The organism is Agromyces fucosus, assembly GCF_004134865.1.
GTDB classification, from domain to species: Bacteria; Actinomycetota; Actinomycetes; order Actinomycetales; family Microbacteriaceae; genus Agromyces; species Agromyces fucosus.
This window is the reverse complement of sequence record NZ_SDPO01000001.1, coordinates 177,302-193,859: the sequence shown is the minus strand read 5'-3', so window position 1 is coordinate 193,859 and position 16,558 is coordinate 177,302. Positions and strand designations below refer to the sequence as shown.

Annotated in this window: 13 protein-coding genes; 6 read left to right on the top strand and 7 right to left on the bottom strand. The window is 70.1% G+C overall.

Going from position 1 to position 16,558, the window contains the following annotated elements:
- From ESP57_RS00945 to dusB, 5 genes are all read right to left on the bottom strand, one after another.
- Positions 1-1,092 carry an ABC transporter permease gene (locus ESP57_RS00945; protein WP_056008486.1) on the bottom strand — a complete coding sequence of 364 codons (1,092 nt, stop codon included), beginning with the start codon at positions 1,090-1,092 and terminating at the stop codon, positions 1-3.
- 97 nt (positions 1,093-1,189) lie between these two features.
- A complete protein-coding gene (locus tag ESP57_RS00940) occupies positions 1,190-2,821 on the bottom strand; it encodes an ABC transporter substrate-binding protein (RefSeq protein ID WP_056008483.1) in 1,632 nt (543 codons plus the stop codon).
- A 187-nt stretch (positions 2,822-3,008) separates the two neighbouring features.
- On the bottom strand, positions 3,009-4,883 hold the full coding sequence (gene dnaG / locus ESP57_RS00935) for a DNA primase (protein ID WP_129230230.1): 1,875 nt from the start codon (positions 4,881-4,883) through the stop codon (positions 3,009-3,011).
- A gap of 107 nt (positions 4,884-4,990) precedes the next feature.
- Complete coding sequence (locus ESP57_RS00930; RefSeq protein ID WP_056008477.1) at positions 4,991-6,247, bottom strand: deoxyguanosinetriphosphate triphosphohydrolase; 1,257 nt, start codon at positions 6,245-6,247, stop codon at positions 4,991-4,993.
- A gap of 2 nt (positions 6,248-6,249) precedes the next feature.
- Positions 6,250-7,407: a tRNA dihydrouridine synthase DusB gene (gene dusB / locus ESP57_RS00925; RefSeq protein ID WP_056008474.1), complete on the bottom strand. Its 1,158-nt coding sequence runs from the start codon at positions 7,405-7,407 to the stop codon at positions 6,250-6,252.
- A gap of 92 nt (positions 7,408-7,499) precedes the next feature.
- On the opposite strand from dusB, the gene ESP57_RS00920 reads away from it, so the two are divergent.
- Complete coding sequence (locus tag ESP57_RS00920; protein WP_129230228.1) at positions 7,500-7,976, top strand: aminoacyl-tRNA deacylase; 477 nt, start codon at positions 7,500-7,502, stop codon at positions 7,974-7,976.
- A gap of 28 nt (positions 7,977-8,004) precedes the next feature.
- Here ESP57_RS00920 and ESP57_RS18815 read toward each other — a convergent pair whose 3' ends face one another.
- Together ESP57_RS18815 and ESP57_RS00915 are read right to left on the bottom strand one after the other, a co-directional pair.
- The gene (locus ESP57_RS18815; protein ID WP_279387782.1) at positions 8,005-8,136 is read right to left on the bottom strand and encodes a hypothetical protein; all 132 of its coding nucleotides are present in this window, start codon (positions 8,134-8,136) and stop codon (positions 8,005-8,007) included.
- The gene (locus tag ESP57_RS00915) at positions 8,133-8,798 is read right to left on the bottom strand and encodes a DsbA family oxidoreductase (RefSeq protein WP_129230225.1); all 666 of its coding nucleotides are present in this window, start codon (positions 8,796-8,798) and stop codon (positions 8,133-8,135) included. Before ESP57_RS00915 ends, ESP57_RS18815 begins: the two co-directional genes overlap by 4 nt.
- 75 nt (positions 8,799-8,873) lie before the next feature.
- Here ESP57_RS00915 and ESP57_RS00910 point away from each other — a divergent pair, with 75 nt between their 5' ends.
- The 5 genes from ESP57_RS00910 (at position 8,874) to ESP57_RS00890 (ending at position 16,536) form a co-directional block, all read left to right on the top strand.
- Positions 8,874-9,443, top strand: coding sequence for a P-loop NTPase family protein (locus tag ESP57_RS00910; protein ID WP_129230223.1), 570 nt, complete (start codon positions 8,874-8,876; stop codon positions 9,441-9,443).
- Positions 9,444-9,489: 46 nt separating this feature from the next.
- Positions 9,490-10,074 (top strand): PadR family transcriptional regulator, encoded by a 585-nt coding sequence (locus tag ESP57_RS00905; RefSeq protein ID WP_129230221.1) that lies wholly within the window; start codon positions 9,490-9,492, stop codon positions 10,072-10,074.
- Between the two features lie 50 nt (positions 10,075-10,124).
- Positions 10,125-11,843: an ABC1 kinase family protein gene (locus tag ESP57_RS00900; RefSeq protein WP_129230219.1), complete on the top strand. Its 1,719-nt coding sequence runs from the start codon at positions 10,125-10,127 to the stop codon at positions 11,841-11,843.
- An 80-nt stretch (positions 11,844-11,923) separates the two neighbouring features.
- Entirely contained in the window at positions 11,924-13,264 is a 1,341-nt protein-coding gene (locus tag ESP57_RS18345) for an SWIM zinc finger family protein (RefSeq protein ID WP_165877348.1), read from the top strand.
- Complete coding sequence (locus ESP57_RS00890; protein ID WP_129230217.1) at positions 13,261-16,536, top strand: DUF7824 domain-containing protein; 3,276 nt, start codon at positions 13,261-13,263, stop codon at positions 16,534-16,536. Before ESP57_RS18345 ends, ESP57_RS00890 begins: the two co-directional genes overlap by 4 nt.
- The last annotated feature ends 22 nt before the right edge of the window (positions 16,537-16,558 follow it).

Here is a 16,558-nt window from a genome sequence, read left to right as displayed (position 1 = left end):
TCAGTACCTCACCCTCGGGTCGATGAGCGCCGCGATGATGTCGACGATGAAGTTGGTGAGCGCCACGATCACAGCGAGCAGGGCCACGATGCCCTGCACGGCGACGAAGTCGCGCGCCTGGAGGTACTCGGAGAGCATGAACCCGAGGCCCTTCCACTCGAAGGTCGTCTCGGTGAGCACCGCGCCGCCGAGGAGCAGCGCGATCTGCAGGCCGATGACCGTGATGATCGGGATGAGCGCGGGGCGGTACGCGTGCTTGCGCACGAGCCGGTACTCGCTCACGCCGCGCGAACGCGCGGCGTCGACGTAGTCGGTCGAGAGCGTGCCGATGACGTTGGTGCGTACGAGCCTGAGGAACACGCCTGCCGTGAGCAGTCCGAGCGCGATGGCGGGCAGCACCGCGTGGGCGAGCACGTCGCCGAGCACCGCGGGATTGCCGGTCATGATCGCGTCGATCGTGTAGAGGCCCGTCTTGTTCGGCAGCAGCTCCATCTGGAGCTGCGCACCGACCGAGGCTCGACCCGAGACCGGCAGCCAACCGAGCCACACCGAGAAGACGAGCTTCAGCAGCAGGCCCGAGAAGAAGACCGGGGTGGCGTAGCAGAGGATGGCGAACACGCGCAGCGAGGCATCCTGCCCCTTGTCGCGGAAGTACGCGGCGATGAGGCCGAACGGAATGCCGACGACGAAGGCGACGATGAGGGCGTAGAACGCGAGCTCGAGGGTCGCGGCGCCATAGGTGACGAGGATCTCGGTGACCGGTCGGTTGTCGGTCAGCGTCGTGCCGAAGTTGCCCGTGGCGATCTGGCCGAGGTACTCGAGGTACTGCACGATGATCGGGCGGTCGTAGCCGGCCGCGTGGATGCGCTCGGCGAGCTGGTCGGCCGGGAGCTGGCCGCCGAGTTTCGCGGTGATCGGGTCGCCCGTCGAGCGCATGAGCACGAAGACGAGGGTGACGAGGATGAACACCGTCGGGATGATGAGGAGGGCCCGCACGATGATGTAGCGGCCGAGGCCGCCACCGGAGGATCTGGGTGGTCTCCGTTTTGCGGGGGACGCGCTACTGGCGGGCGCCGTCGTCGTTGAGGTCAATGTTCGCCAATCGGGTGAGGCTCGAATGCGGATGGCCCGCTCCGGAGAGCGGGCCATCCGTTCCTTGCGTAGAAGTGACTCTAGCCGTTCAGTCGGCTCAGCCCTTCGACAGCGCCGCGTAGCGGAACTTGAACGAAGCGTCGAGCGTCTGGTCGGCGCCCTCCACGTCGGTGCCGGTCACGGCGACCTGGGCGCCCTGCAGGTACGGCACGGTCGACAGGTCGGCCGCCACCTTCTGCTGGATCTCCTCGATGAGCGCGGTACGGGCCGCCGGGTCGAGCGTCGACGCCTGCTCGATGATCAGGTCGTTGACTTCCTGGTTCACGTAGTGGTTCGAGAGGAAGTTCTCGATCAGGAAGAACGGCGTGACGTAGTTGTCGGCGTCCGAGTAGTCGGGGAACCAGCCCAGCTGGTAGGCCGGGTACACGTCGGACGTGCGGTCCTCGGAATACTGCACCCACTCGGTGGTCTGCAGGTTGACCGTGAACAGGCCGGTCGACTCGAGCTGGTCCTTGATGAGTGCGTACTCATCGGCCGACGAGGGGCCGTAGTGGTCGTTCGAGTACTGCAGGTTGAGCTCGACCGGGGTGGTCACGCCGGCAGCCGTGAGACGCTCGGCGGCCTTGTCGGCGTCGGGCGCACCCGAACCGTCGCCGTACATCTCGACCAGCGGCTCGATCGCACCGGCGAGGCCGGCGGGAACGTAGGAGTACAGCGGCGTGTAGGTGCCCTTGTAGACCTGGTCGGCGAGCTCATCGCGGTCGATGAGGTCGGCGACGGCCTGGCGGACGGCGAGCGCCTTGGCCGGGTCGGCCTCGGGCGTCTTCGCGCCGTACGGCTGCGTGTCGAAGTTGAAGACGATGTAGCGGATCTCGCCGCCGGGGCCCTCGACCACGTTGACCTTGTCGTTGCCCTTGAGGTCGTCGATGTCGGTCGCGGAGAGGCTGCGGTAGGCGACGTCGATGCCGCCCTCCTGCACGTCGAGCTTCAGGTTCGACGACTCGGCGTAGTACTTCAGGTTGACCGTGTCGGTCTTCGCCTCGGCGAGAAGGCCCTTGTACTCGGGGTTCTTCTTGAACGAGATGAGCGTGTTGAAGTCGTAGCTCGTGATCGTGTACGGACCTGCGAACGCGTTCGCCGCGACGATCTCGTCGTCGGGGGTCAGCGCGTCGGCCGCGAACACCTCGTCGTCGACGATGGCGCCCGGGAAGCTCGTGAGGATGAGCGGGAAGACCTGGTCGTTCTCGGCCTTGAGGTGGAAGACGACGGTCGTGTCGTCGACGACCTCGGTGCTGTCGAGGTTGTAGAGCAGGCTCGATGCGCCGTTGGGGTCGGCGATCGCGATCTGGCGGTCGAACGAGAACTTGACGTCGTCGGCCGTGAGGTCGTTGCCGTTGGCCCACTTGAGGCCCTCGGGAAGCGTGACCGTGTACTCGGTCGGCGAGGTGAACTCGGCCGACTCGGCGAGGTCGGGCACGACGTCGGTGCTCTGGTAGTCGGTGTTCAGCAGGTACGGGAAGACCTGCGTCTGCACGGCGAGCGAGCCGTTGTCGTACGAGCCGGCCGGGTCGAGCGTCGTCACCTTGTCGGTCGTGCCGACGGTGATCGAGCTGCCGGAGGCCTCGTCGGCCGGCTGGCCGGCCGAGCAGCCCGCGAATGCGAGGGCTGCGGCCGAGAAACCGGCCACTGCGACGAGGCTGCGCCGCCCGTTCTTGGATGCGGATGTCATATCCGTCTACCTCTTCCTGTCAGGACTCAATCGCGCTGCGTTGCGCGCAGGCGCGTTTTCGTATCCCCAACAGGTAGCACACCAGGCATGAAAGCTGCATGGCTCGTCCACAGGACGGCGGAATGTTTACCGATCTGCAACCTGACGCGCAACCGATGAGCGTCGTTCCCGTGCTCGGCGGATTCGCTCAGTCGGCCCTGAGCGCTCGCCGCTCGGTCTCGATCTCGACGAGCGCGCGCTGCAGCGCCGCATATGCGGCGACGTCGGTGCGGTCGGTGCGCTGCAGGCGCCCGAGCAGTTCCGACTTCTGGCGCAGCAGCTCGCGATCGACGAGCGCGCCCACCACGCCCTGCACGTAGACGGTGAGCTCGGCCTCGTTGCGATGCGGCATGGGAGCGACGGCGAGCTGCTGCACGAGGCTCGCGAACGGTGCGGGCACCTCGGCGACGACGCGATCGACGCGCACCTGCGGATCGGGAGAAGCGAGCACGGAGGCGATGCCGTCGCGGATGACCGCGAGCGACGGGTTGCCGAACCGGCAGTCGATCGCGTGGCGCAGGAGGTCGGCGCCGACCGTGTCGGGATGCTGCACCATCGCCTGGAGGGCGTCGCGTTCGAGGCGGGTCGCCGGGTCGCTCGGCAGCTGGGTGATCGAGAACGGGCGCTCTGGGGCATCCGTCGCCTCGGTGGAACCTGCCGGGCCGGATGCCGCGGACTGACCGCTGCCCGACTCCCCCGACTTCGGCCGGCTCGCCGCGGAGCGCACCGCGCGCGAGACCTCGCCGAGCTCGACGCCGAGCATGCGGGCGAGCTCGCGGGTGTATCCGGGCCGCAGCGCGGGGTCGCGGATGTCGGCGACGACGGGCGCGGCCGCCCGAAGCGCCGCGACCCGGCCCTCGACCGTCTCGAGGTCGTAGCGGGCGAGCGTGTGCTTGATGACGAATTCGAACATCGGCGTGCGCGACTCGATGAGGGTGCGCACAGCGGCGTCGCCGCGCGCCAGGCGCAGGTCGCACGGGTCGAGCCCGTCGGGCGCGACGGCGACGAAGGTCTGGGCGGCGAAGCGCTGCTCTTCGCCGAAGGCGCGGATCGCCGCCTGCTGGCCGGCCGCGTCGCCGTCGAACGTGAACACGACCTCGCCGACGCCCGAGGCGTCGCCGAGCACCCGGCGCAGCACCTTGATGTGGTCGACGCCGAACGAGGTGCCGCACGTCGCGATCGCCGTCGTGATGCCGGCGAGATGGCACGCCATGACGTCGGTGTACCCCTCGACGACCACGACGCGATGGGTCTTCGAGATGTCGCGCTTGGCGAGGTCGAGCCCGTAGAGCACTTGCGACTTGTGGTAGATCGCGGTCTCGGGGGTGTTCAGGTACTTGGGGCCCTTGTCGTCGTCGAGCAGCCGCCGGGCGCCGAAGCCGACGGTCTGGCCGGTGACGTCGCGGATGGGCCACACGAGGCGGCCTCGGAAGCGGTCGTAGACGCCCCGGTCGCCTTGCGAGACGAGGCCCGATGCGGACAGCTCTTCGGTCGTGAATCCGCGACCCTTGAGGTGGTCGGTCAGGGCGTCCCAGCTCTTGGGCGCGAAGCCCACGCCGAAACGACGCGCGGCCTCGGCGTCGAAGCCGCGCTCGCCGAGGAACCGCCGGCCGACCTCGGCGTCGGGGGCGCTGAGGCGCTCGACGAAGAACTCGGCGGCGGCCTGGTTGGCGGCGAGGAGACGGGCACGGTTGCCGTGGTCGGACGCCTGGCCGCCGTCTTCGTAGTGCAGCTCGAAGCCGATGCGCCCCGCGAGCCGCTCCACTGCCTCGGTGAACGAGACGTGGTCCATGCGTTGCAGGAACGAGTAGACGTCGCCCGACTCGCCGCAGCCGAAGCAGTGGTAGTAGCCGAGGCCGGGGCGCACGTGGAAGCTCGGGCTGCGCTCGTCGTGGAAGGGGCAGAGGCCCTTCATCGAACCGACGCCGGCCGACTTCAGGCTGACGTGCTCGCCCACGATGTCGGCGATGTTCGTGCGGGCCTTCACCTCATCGACATCGCTCTGTCGAATTCGGCCCGCCATGGCTCTCATCCTAGTTCGCCGCGGGACGTCGGCGGCCGAACGGACCAGTCGTCACCGCTGCGCCACGCCTTCGCCGCTGCGCGATGCCGTGCTGCTGCGCGATGCCGTCACTGCTGCACGAGGCGTTCGTACCAGGCGAGGGCCGACTGGTCGGTCAGGCTCGCGACCTGGTCGACGACGACGCGCTTGCGAGCGGTGTCGTCGCCGGCGGCGCGCCAGTCCTCGGCGAAGCCCGCGTCGAGATGCCGCTCACCGCTTGCGAGGAGCACGTCGGCCAGGGTGGTGAGCACCTCGCGCTGCTGGTGATAGATCGGCTGGCGCGTGTTCTTCGACATGACGTACGCCGCCACGATGCCCTTCAGCACCGCGATCTCGGCCTGGATCTCTCGCGGCACGATGACGTCGGCGTCGAACCGGATGAGGCTCGCGAGCGGGAACGCCGACCGGGTCGCCGAGGTCGCCGCGTGTGCGAACCGGCCGATGAGCTGGCTCGTGAGGTTCTTGAGGCGCCCCTGGTCGACGCGGCTGCCGTTCCACGTGTCGAGCCAGCCGTCGAGCGAGTCGAGGCGGTCGAACGCGGCGATGAGCTCGTCGTGCGTGACGGACCCGCCGACCCACTCGTGCATCGACGTGACGAGGTTCTCGTGGTCGACGCGTGCGCCGAGGGCGGCGACGTCGATGTAGCCGTTGACGATCGCGTCTTCGAAGTCGTGCACCGAGTAGGCGATGTCGTCGCTGAGGTCCATGACCTGCGCCTCGATGCAGAGCCGTCGCTCGGGCGCGCCGGCGCGGAGCCAGCGGAAGACCTCGGTGTCGCTCTGGTAGAAGCCGAACTTCGCGCGCCCGGACGGGTCGGCGACGCTCGTCTCCTCAGGCCACGGGTACTTGCAGCTCGCGTCGAGGCTCGCACGCGTGAGGTTCAGGCCGTAGGTGCGGCCGTCGGGGCCGAACACCTTGGGCTCCAGCCGGGTGAGGAGGCGCAGCGTCTGTGCGTTGCCCTCGAACCCGCCGATGTCGGCCGCCCAGGTGTTCAGCGCCTTCTCGCCGTTGTGCCCGAAGGGCGGGTGCCCGAGGTCGTGCGCGAGGCACGCGGTGTCGACGACGTCGGGATCGAGGCCGAGGCTCGAGGCGAGCTCGCGGCCGACCTGCGCGACCTCGAGCGAGTGCGTGAGGCGGTTGCGGGCGAAGTCGAGGCCCGCCGTGGGGCTCAGCACCTGGGTCTTCGCCGCAAGACGCCGGAGCGCGCTCGAATGCAGCAGTCTCGCGCGGTCGCGCGCGAAGTCGCTGCGCCGCGAGGAGTGCTCTTCGGGAAGCCAGCGCTCGGTGTCGGTGGCCTCGTAGCCGCCGAAGAGTGGTTCGCGCATGCTCAGCCGCCGCTCGTGTCGAGTTCGGCGTCGACGAGCGTCACGCGGTCGTGACCCGCGAGCTCCTGCGAGTCGAGCCATCCCTCGGGCAGCGCCGGCTTCTTCGGCGTGCCCGCGCGGCCGCGAGGGCCTTCGGCGCCTTCACCGGGGTAGGGCATCGACCAGTCGAGCGTGCCGAGCAGCTCGTCGAGCTGGGCGAGCGACTCCACCGTCGCGAGGCGGGCGCGGAGGTCGCCGCCGACGGGATAGCCCTTGAAGTACCAGGCGACGTGCTTGCGGATGTCGCGGCACCCGCGCTCTTCGCTGTCGAAGAACTCGGTGAGGAGTTCGGCGTGGCGACGGAAGGTCTGCGCGACCTGCCCGAGCGACGGGTGGAAGCTCTGCGACTCCCCGCGGAAGGCCGCGGCGAGGTCGCCGAAGAGCCAGGGGCGGCCGAGGCATCCGCGCCCGACGACGACGCCGTCGCACCCGGTCTCGGCGACCATGCGCAGCGCGTCTTCGGCCGACCAGATGTCGCCGTTGCCGAGCACCGGAACACTCGTCACCGTCTCTTTGAGCTTCGCGATGGCCGACCAGTCGGCCTCGCCGGAGTAGAACTCGGACGCCGTGCGCGCGTGCAGCGCGACCGCCGCCACGCCCGCGCCCTCGGCGATGCGACCGGCCTCGAGGTACGTGAGGTGGTCGGCGTCGATGCCCTTGCGCATCTTGATGGTGAGCGGCTTGTCGCCGGCAGCCCGCACGGCTCCCTCGACGATGTCGCGGAAGAGCCCGCTCTTCCACGGCAATGCGGCACCGCCGCCCTTGCGGGTGACCTTCGGCACGGGACATCCGAAGTTCAGGTCGATGTGATCTGCCCGGTCTTCGGCCACGAGCATGGTGACCGCCTCTGAGACGGTCTTCGGGTCGACGCCGTAGAGCTGGATCGAACGCGGCGTCTCGGACTCGTGGTGCGTGATGAGGCGCATCGACTCGGGCGTGCGCTCGACGAGGGCGCGGGAGGTGATCATCTCGCTGACGTAGAGACCGGCGCCGAACTCGCGGCAGAGGCGACGGAAGGCCGTGTTCGTGATGCCGGCCATGGGGGCGAGCACGACGGGCACGTCGAGGGCGAGCCCGCCGATCGTGAGCGGGCCCGTGGGAAGCGTGGTGGTTGAGGACATCACCGTCGATTCTCCCAGAGATCGGGGCGCGCTCGCCCGCTTCGGCCGTGCGCGCCTAGGATTCTCGGAGGAACGAGGCTGGGGAGGACGACATGTCGGAGCTCACGGGCGTGGATCGGGTGCGAGCGGATGCCGCGGCGCGCGGCCTCGAGGTCGAGATCATCGAGCGCCCGGCCGCGAACAGCCTCGAGGAGGCGGCGAAGCTCATGGGCATCACGCCCGCCGACATCGTCAAGTCACTCGTCGTCAAGCGCAGCGACGGCACCTTCGTCTTCGCCCTCGTGCCCGGCGGCCGCAAGATCTCGTGGCCGAAGCTGCGCGCCGTCGTCGGCGTGAACAAGCTGCAGCTGCCCGACGCCTCGCTCGCGCTCGCCGCGACCGGCTACGAGCGCGGCACGATCACCCCGCTCGGCTCGACCACGGCGTGGCCCGTCGTCGCCGACGCCTCGATCGAGGGGCGGCGGGTCTCGATGGGCGCCGGCGAGCACGGCCGCAGCCTCTTCGTCGACGCCGACCGGCTCATCGACGCGTTCGACGCGACCGTGGCCGACATCTCCGACCCCGAGTAGACGAGGTCTCGATACGGCGCCTGAGCGCCTATTCCCCTGCTGCGGTGCCGGGGATGTAGCAGACGTCGCCCTCGCAGACCATGGCCGACGGATCGCCCGCGATCATCGCGAAGGGCGCGGGCGCCGCGGCATCCGCTTTCGCAGTGTCGACGTCGTTCACGCGACGGCGCCCTCGCGCTCGCCGGCGACCTGCGTGAGCGCCTGGGCGAAGACCTCGGCGGGCTGCGCGCCGGAGATGCCGTACTTGCCCTCGATGACGAAGAAGGGCACGCCGTTGATGCCGTAGGCCTGGGCCTGGGCGATGTCGGCCTGCACGGCGGCGGCATAGCGGCCCGAGTCGAGCGCCTCGCGTGCCGCGTCGGCGTCGAGGCCGACCTCGGCGCCGAGTTCGACGAGCTCGTCGATGCGGCCGACATGGCGGCCTTCGGTGAAGTACGCGCGCAGCAGCCGTTCGGTGAGTTCGAGCTGCAAGCCCTGCTCCTTGGCGAAGTGCAGCAGCTCGTGCGCCTTCAGCGTCTTGGTGTGCTGCAGCGCGTCGAAGTCGTAGTCGAGACCGGCGGTCGCCGCGACGCCCGTGACGTGCTCGAGCATCTGCTGCACGCGCTCGGCGGGCATGCCCTTGTGCTTGGCGAGGAAGTCGATCTCCGACCCCTCGAAGTCCACCGGGGTGTCGGGCGCGAGCTCGAAGGAGTGGTACGTGATGTCGACATCGGGGGCGTCGTCACCCAGCGAGGCGATGCCGCTCTCGAGGTGGCGCTTGCCGATGTAGCACCACGGGCACGCGATGTCGGACCAGATGTCGATCTTGATGGGTTCACTCACGAAGTATGCGAACGGATGATTCGCCCGCGGTATTCCCGACTGGAGCGTGGTTCCGGCCCGGTTTAGGGTGAACGGATGCCTCACGCCGCCGATGCCCCACGCGACCACGCACCCCGGCGCATCCTCGTCGCCGGCGCGAGCGGCGCGGGCAAGTCGACGCTCGCGCGGCGGATCGCAGCGGCGGCCGGCGTGCCGTACACCGAGATCGACGCGCTGTTCCATGGCGAGGACTGGACGCCGCGGCCGAGCTTCGTCGCCGACGTCGACGCATTCACTTCGGAGCCCGGCTGGGTGACCGAGTGGCAGTACGACTCCGCGCGTGAACTGCTCGCCGACCGCGCCCAGCTGATGATCTTCCTCGACTACTCGCGGTCTCGCGTGATGCGGCAGGTGGTCGCCCGTACGGTGCGCCGCCGCGTGCGGCGCGAGGAGCTCTGGAACGGCAACGTCGAGCCGCCGTTGACCACGATCTTCAGCGACCCCGAGCACATCATCCGCTGGGCATGGAGCACGCACTCCTCGAGAGGCGAACTCGTCGCGGAGGCCGCCCTGCGTCGCCCGCACCTCGAAGTCGTGCGGCTGCGGCATCCGCGCGAGGCCGAAGCCTGGCTGGCCGACACCTACCCCTTCCATCCGGAGTCGTAGCGATATATCGTTGAGTATCGTTCAATTCGAACGCCGGGAGGTCATCATGAACGGTCAGCGCCCGACAGGCGGATTCGGTGGAGCAGGTTTCGGTGGTGAGCGCGGCTTCGGCGCAGGCAGCCCCGGCGCCGCGATCTGGGAGGCGATGGAGCAGTTGCGCTCCACGTTCGACCCTCGGCCGGGAGCGAAGCGGATGGCGCGGGGCGATGTGCGCGCGGCCGTCCTGGCCCTGCTCGCCGAGCAGCCGATGCACGGCTACCAGATCATCCAGGAGATCGAGGAGCGCAGCGGCGGCTCTTGGAAGCCGAGTGCCGGATCGGTCTACCCCACGCTGCAACTGCTCGCCGATGAAGAGCTCATCGTCGCCGAAGAACTCCGCGGCCGGAAGACCTACTCGCTCACCGACCTCGGCCGCGCAGAGGTGGAGGGCACCGCCGACCGTGCCGCCCCGTGGGAGTCGTCGTCACCGCACGGCAGCGAACAGCATCGTGCGCTCTCGAAGGCGGCCGTCGATCTCGCCGCCGCCACGGCCCAGCTCGGCCGCAGCGGAACGCCCGAGCAGGTGAAGCAGGCCGTCAGCGTGCTCGACGACGCCCGTCGCGCGCTGTACTCGATCCTCGCCGAGAGCTGACACGTGCCGCTGCTGCCTCCCCGTCGAGGAACCGACGAGAGCACGGTGCGATGAGCGACGGTGCACGCCGTGCGCGCTCGCGCCGCATCCTGACGTTCGCCGCCCGGCGGCTCGTCCAGCTCTGGTGGTTCGAACTCGCACTGCCGAAACTGGGCCTCGCCGGCATCGCCGAGCGCACGCGCGAGCGACGGATCCGGCGCCTCGCCGAAGACTTCCGCACGCTCGCCGTCGAGCTCGGCGGCCTCATGATCAAGGTCGGGCAGTTCCTCTCCTCGCGCCTCGACGTGCTGCCGCCCGAGATCACCTCGGAGCTCGAGGGACTGCAGGACGAAGTGCCGCCCGTGCCGTTCCCGGCGATCCGAGAACTCGCGGAGGCCGAACTCGGGGCACGCCTCGGACAGGTCTTCGACCGGTTCGACGAGGTCCCCGTGGCGGCGGCGTCACTCGGGCAGGTGCACCGGGCCCGGCTCCTCGACGGCGACGCCGATGAGACCGGACTGCGGGACGTCGTCGTCAAGGTGCAGCGCCCCGGCATCGATGAGATCGTCGCCGTCGACCTCGCCGCGCTCCGCCGGGTCGCCGGCTGGCTGCGACGGGTACGCATCGTGTCCGACCGAGTGGATACCCCGGCCCTCGTCGAGGAGTTCGCACAGACGAGCCTCGAGGAGATCGACTACCTGCACGAGGCCGCGAGCGCAGAGCGCTTCGCGGAGTCGTTCGCCGACGACCCCCGTGTGTACGCCCCTGCCGTGGTGTGGGAGCGCACGACACGTCGGGTGCTGACCCTCGAGGACGTCACGGCGATCAAGATCAACGACACCGACGCCCTGAGGGCCGCCGGCATCGCGCCCGCCGACGTCGCCCGGGTCTTCGCCGAGATCATGTTCGACCAGGTCTTCACCCATGGCTTCGTGCACGCCGATCCGCACCCCGGCAACATCTTCGTCACGCCGCTGCCGCCCGCGACCGGTCGCGGCGGCGAAGAGCCAGGCGACCGGGCCGGCCCCCTCTGGCGGCTCACCTTCGTCGACTTCGGCATGATGGCCGAGGTGCCGACCGAGCTGCGCTCGGGCCTCCGGGCACTCGTCATCGCCGTGGCCGCTCGTGATGGCAAGGCGATGATCGAGGCCGCGCGCGAGATCGGCGTGCTCATGCCGACGGCCGCGACCGGCGAGCTCGAGCGTGCGCTCGCCGAGCTCTTCGAACGCTTCGGCGGCATGGGCTTCGCCCAGCTGAAGGACGTCGATCCGCAGGAGTTCCGCGAGTTCGGCACGGAGTTCGGCGATGTCATGCGTTCGCTTCCATTCCAGCTGCCCGAGCGACTGCTGCTGTTGATCCGCTCGATGGCCCTCACATCGGGCATGTGCAGCGGGCTCGACCCCGAGTTCAACGTGTGGGATGCCGTCGAGCCCTACGCCGGCCGACTCCTCGACGAGGAGCGGGGCGACCTCGCGAGAGATCTCGCTGCCGAGGCGATGAAGAGCGCGGGGCTGATCTGGCGGATGCCGCAACGCGTCGATGCCCTCATCACGAAGGCTGATCAGGGCCGCCTCTCGTTCGACACGTCGCGTCTCGAGCGGCGACTCGACCGGCTCGAGGGCGTCGCCCGCCGGGTCGTGTCGGCCGTGCTGTTCGCCGCGCTGCTGATCGGCGGCGCAGTGCTCGTCGGGCCGAACCCCGTGCTCGGGACGACGCTGATGATCGCCTCGGCCCTGCCTCTCCTGCACGCCCTGTTCGCCGGAGTGCTCGGCCGCCGGGGCCGCCGCTAGGGGCTGTCCGAATCTTCCGTCGAGTCCGTATCGATCCGCGTGGCGAAAGACGGAGGAACTCCTCCGCTAGCCTCGTCCGCATGGGTGTTCGCGGGTTCACGACGGCGTCTTCGGTGACTCGGGATCGGCTCGCACTCGCGCTCGCCCCCGCGCTCACGCCCGACGGTCCAGTCACCAGTCCGAGCTTCTTCCACGGCTTCTCGACCGAGCCGCAGGTACTGGCACGCGGACTGCTGTCGCTCGCCGACATCACCGCGACACGGTACTTCAAGTACACCCCCACCACCCAGCGCGACCCGGTGCTCACCGCTCACGGCGACCGCCTGCGCGCCGAGGTGTTCTCGGCGTGCAACAGCGTGTACGCGCGCCTCGACCTGCTCGGCTCGGGCCTCGACGGCGGCGAGGTGTCGCATGGAACCACCAACGTCGACATCGGGATGTCCACGCGACGGGCCCTCGCCTCGGTCGGGCGAAATGAGCTGTTCCACCTCGATGTCGGCCGCCATGGTCTGAAGGTCGCCACTCCCTCCGATGCTGCGACCGAACGACCGGTCGAGATGCCCGGTCGCTGGGTCCACGCGCTCGGCAACGTCGCGGAGATGCACCGTCGGCTCACGCGAGCCTTCAGCCTCGACCGGGCGGCCGCACGCGCACTACTCACCTCGATCCCTGCGGCGACCGTGGCAGGGTCGGCCGGATGGCTGACGCAGACCAGCGCAGGGGTCCGCATCGCGCCGCGTCGCACCGTCGGCGCGGTCCACGTGCACGGACTGCAGCGCCTGAGCGCCCTGAAGCGCCTGCTGCCGCACGTCGACGGACTCACCGTGTACGGCCCGGCCGACGGTGAGCCAGGGGCCGCGGCGTTCGAGGTCGATCTCCCGCACTCCCGCCTGCTGCTCGGGATCACGAAGGAGGCGTGGCGCGGCTTCTCGGGTGAGGGGTCGCTGCTGGGCGCCCTGGCCGGCCCCGGGGCGGCCGAGCACGCAGCGCTCGTCTCCGCACTGCTGGCCTTCGAGCCAGTGATCGACGTCGACCGGCTCCGTCTCGCATCGGGACTGCCGACCGCAGACGTCGAGTCGGGACTCGCCGTGCTCGCTGCTTCCGGACGTGTCGGCTGGGACGTGCACGCGGGCGCCCATTTCCACCGTGAGCTGCCGGACGACCCCGCGCGGGTCGCGCGCGACAATCCGCGCCTCGCAGCTGCGCGACGCCTCGTCGCGCAGCACCTCGTGGAACGCGGCACCGAACTCGGCGAGTGGCTCGTGCACGCAGGCACCCGAACCGAACCTGCCACCTACACCGTGCGCGGCGCCGACGGCGGCTTCCGCTGCAACTGCACGTGGCAGCTCACCGGCGGCGACGATCGCGGACCGTGCAAGCACGTGCTCGCCGTGCAGATCCTGATGGAGGAGATCCGATGACCGACGCCCTCACCCGTTCGCTCGAGCTGTTCCGCGACCTCGGCTGGGCCGACGCCGCGCAGGCGGGCGCGCTCGAGCTCTCGGTCGGCACCGAAGCGCAACGGCGCGAGGCGCGTATCGGTCTCCAGCGCGGCGATTGGAGCGACTGGATCATCGAGGGGAACACCCTCACCCGCGAGTCCGTGGTCGGCACGGCCGACCACGGGATGCTCGCACTGTTCGCGATCCGGGTGGGTGCAGACCCGCAACGTGCCGAAGCCGTGCTCGGCGGGCCGGGTTCCGTGCCGGATCACCTCGCTGCCGAGGTGCTCGCGACGCGCGGCCCCGAGTTCGCGATCGCGTTCACCGCACGTGCCTGCCGTTCCAACCGTCGCCCATGGGAGCACGCGACCTCGGTGCACGCCGGTCGCGCGGTGCGCCTGGTGCACCATCACGAACTCCCCGTGCCCGAGAGCGTGGAGTACCTGAAGGACTGGGCCGTGTACGCGGCCGTCGCGCTCGGCCTCGAGGCGGAGCTGTATCCGGCCGACCGTGGCCCGATCGAGACCGGCCTCATTCGATCGCGCTTCGCCGACCACCTGCGGACCGGCGTCGCCGTCGGTGCGCCTGCAACCGGTCCGTTCGGCGGCGTGCTCGCCGCCGGAGCCGAACAAGGATGGATCGAGCGGGACGAAGCCGTCTCGCTCGCGCTCGATGCCCTCGATGCCGCCCAGCGCCCTGGTGATCGCAAGGTGTGGGCCGGACTCCTCGTCGGTTCGCTCGCGCTCACCGACGCCGAGATCGCCGCGCGCGCGGATGCGCTCGTCGGAGCCATCAGCCACGCCGAGGCCCCCGTGGTGACGGCGCTCGCGCCCGCGATCATCGAGCACGGTGACGACCATCAGGCCGCCGACGTGCTCTCCCTCTCGCTCGCCGCGAAGTCCGGAGCCGCCCGAAGGGCGGTACTCGACGCAGCATTGCGCCGCGTGCGGCCCCTCACCGGCGACGCGGCCGCGACCGCCGTGATCGCACTGTCTCCGATCGAGTCCGGACGAGACGGCTCGCTCGCGAAGTCGGCGAAGGCGCTCCGTGAGCGATGGGGTGTCGACACCGAGCACGTGCCGGAAGCAGCGATCGCGTCGACCCCGTGGCAAGCTGCGCCCGAGGTGTGGACGGTACCGCGATTCCGACCGTCGGTCGTCTCCCCTGCCGCGCTCGCCGAGGCCGCTGGGATCCTGGCATCTCGCCCGGACGGCGCGGAGGACGTCGAGGTCGACCGCTTCCTGGAGCTCGCGAACGCGGTCGCGCGTGCGGATGCAGCGGCCGCGCGCGCCGCGCTCCGCGGGCTGAGGCCGAATTGGAGCGCTGGGGTGAGCGCCGCTGCAGACTCGGTCGCCGGCACCCGCATCCGCATGCTCGACCGCCTCGTGCAACCCGGCGACGACGATTGGCGGAGCGATGTGGTCTTCGGTCCGACGCCGTCACGCGAGGCCGCGGTCGTCCAACGGCTCGGCGAGGTCCCCGTGCTGCTGTCCACGCCGTCGTGGGACGACCTTCGGATCGCACCGTACGACCTCGTCGAACGTCTGCAGGCGTACCGCGATGCAGACGCCACCTCGAGCGAGGCGGATCTGTTCCTCGCGCTGCTCCGGCTCGACCTGACGCTCGTCGAGCGACGACACCTCGATGCGTTCGCCGCGCTGCACGTGCCCGTGGTGCTGCAGTCGGGAGCCCTCATGCCCATCGCGGCCGGCCCGGCAGCACGGGCATACGCGCTCGATCCATTGCTCGAACCCGCGTTGGTGCAGGACGAGGACGGCGACTGGCGTCGCGAGCCCACCGCACTTCCGGCATCGCTGGCCCAGTTCCCGCGGCGCATCGATACGACGAGGTACGGCTGGGGCACCCCGGTCGACGTGCCGACGTGGGGCGACGGGGCGTTCTCGGGCGACGGGCTCGAAGCCGGCAGCGGCTACGAGTGGCGGCAGCTCGCGCGCCGCAAGGAGCCGCTCACACCACGCCTCGCTGCACGGATGCTCTGGGGACTCGGCTCACCACACCCGCGCGCGGCCACCGACATGTTCGAGGGCGTGCTCGAGGCCTGGGACCGAGGACTGCTGCGACCGGGAGTGGCTGATCTCGCCCTGCTCGGCCGGGGTGCTCCGGGTGGTGCGCAGCTCGCCCGCGTCGCGCTCGAGCTGAGCGAGGCCGGTCTCGGCTCGGTCGTCTGGCCACTGCTCGACGATTTCGTGGGTCAGTCGCTCGGAGCGGTTCGGATGACGGCGGGCACCGCCGAGATCGTCGAGGCGATCGGCACCCTGCTCACCGCTGCCGCGGATGCCGTCGCGGCAGGGCTCGCCGACCCGTCGACCCTCGACCTGCCGCACACGCGCACCCTTGCTGGACGACCGGGCTCGTCGCGCGCCGTTGCCGCAGCGAAGGCGATCGCCGGGCGGCTCCCCGAACCGAACCCGGCTCCCGGCTCCGATGTCGCTGCGCCGCGGCCCTCGATCGATCTCGACGCGATCTGGCCCGACGGGGACAGCGAAGGACCGGTGGTCGACGACGGCGTCCGCATCGCCTCGTCATCGCACACTCGGGGGTCGAAGCGGTTCGTGCCGCTCGAGTTCGCGCTGCCCGAGGCACCTGCCGTGCGCTACCGGGCACTCATGTCCTGGTCCTACGCCCTCGACCGCGAAGGGCAGCTCGATGCCGACACGATCGAGGGCGACGAACGACGCTGGTTGCAATGGGATGACGCGCTCGACCGGATCATCCCCTCGGAGTTCCGCGATCGCAGTACCAGCACGGACGGGCCGATGAGCAACGGCCCGGTGCCGCCGCTGACGGTGCTGATGGTCGCGGTCGTGCTCGCCTCGCTGTGCTCCGACGTCGAGTCGCGTTACAGCGTCGACGCGATGGTCGCGAACCGCCGATTCAGCGCGGAGTCGGTGCGCCTGGCCGCCGCACGACTCCTGCCGCTGCCCGACATCTCCCCCGCACGAATGATGGGGTCGATCGAACGCGAGCTGCGCGCCCTGCCGGTGCTGTGGCCGCTGCTCACCGAATCCGTCCGCTACGCGGCATCCCAGTCGAAGCCGCCGTCGTGGCTCAATCGCGTGCTCGACGTCGGGCTGCTTCGAGCCCCGGTACTGCGCGCCGCCGCTGCCGCGGGACGGATTCCGGCCGAGCACGCCGTCTGGCCGGGCCTCGCCGAGCTTGCATCGCGGTCGGGATCGAGTGCCGTGCTCACCAAGGCACGAAAGCTCGTCATCGAACTCGGCCTCGGTTGACGCGCACCATGGCCGAAGGAGT

Coding starts and splice junctions, on each gene's coding strand:
- ESP57_RS00940 (WP_056008483.1), bottom strand. CDS start 2,821: ATGACATCCGCATCCAAGAACGGGCGGCGCAGCCTCGTCGCAGTGGCC.
- dnaG (WP_129230230.1), bottom strand. CDS start 4,883: ATGGCGGGCCGAATTCGACAGAGCGATGTCGATGAGGTGAAGGCCCGC.
- ESP57_RS00930 (WP_056008477.1), bottom strand. CDS start 6,247: ATGCGCGAACCACTCTTCGGCGGCTACGAGGCCACCGACACCGAGCGC.
- dusB (WP_056008474.1), bottom strand. CDS start 7,407: ATGTCCTCAACCACCACGCTTCCCACGGGCCCGCTCACGATCGGCGGG.
- ESP57_RS00920 (WP_129230228.1), top strand. CDS start 7,500: ATGTCGGAGCTCACGGGCGTGGATCGGGTGCGAGCGGATGCCGCGGCG.
- ESP57_RS00910 (WP_129230223.1), top strand. CDS start 8,874: ATGCCTCACGCCGCCGATGCCCCACGCGACCACGCACCCCGGCGCATC.
- ESP57_RS00905 (WP_129230221.1), top strand. CDS start 9,490: ATGAACGGTCAGCGCCCGACAGGCGGATTCGGTGGAGCAGGTTTCGGT.
- ESP57_RS00900 (WP_129230219.1), top strand. CDS start 10,125: ATGAGCGACGGTGCACGCCGTGCGCGCTCGCGCCGCATCCTGACGTTC.
- ESP57_RS18345 (WP_165877348.1), top strand. CDS start 11,924: ATGGGTGTTCGCGGGTTCACGACGGCGTCTTCGGTGACTCGGGATCGG.
- ESP57_RS00890 (WP_129230217.1), top strand. CDS start 13,261: ATGACCGACGCCCTCACCCGTTCGCTCGAGCTGTTCCGCGACCTCGGC.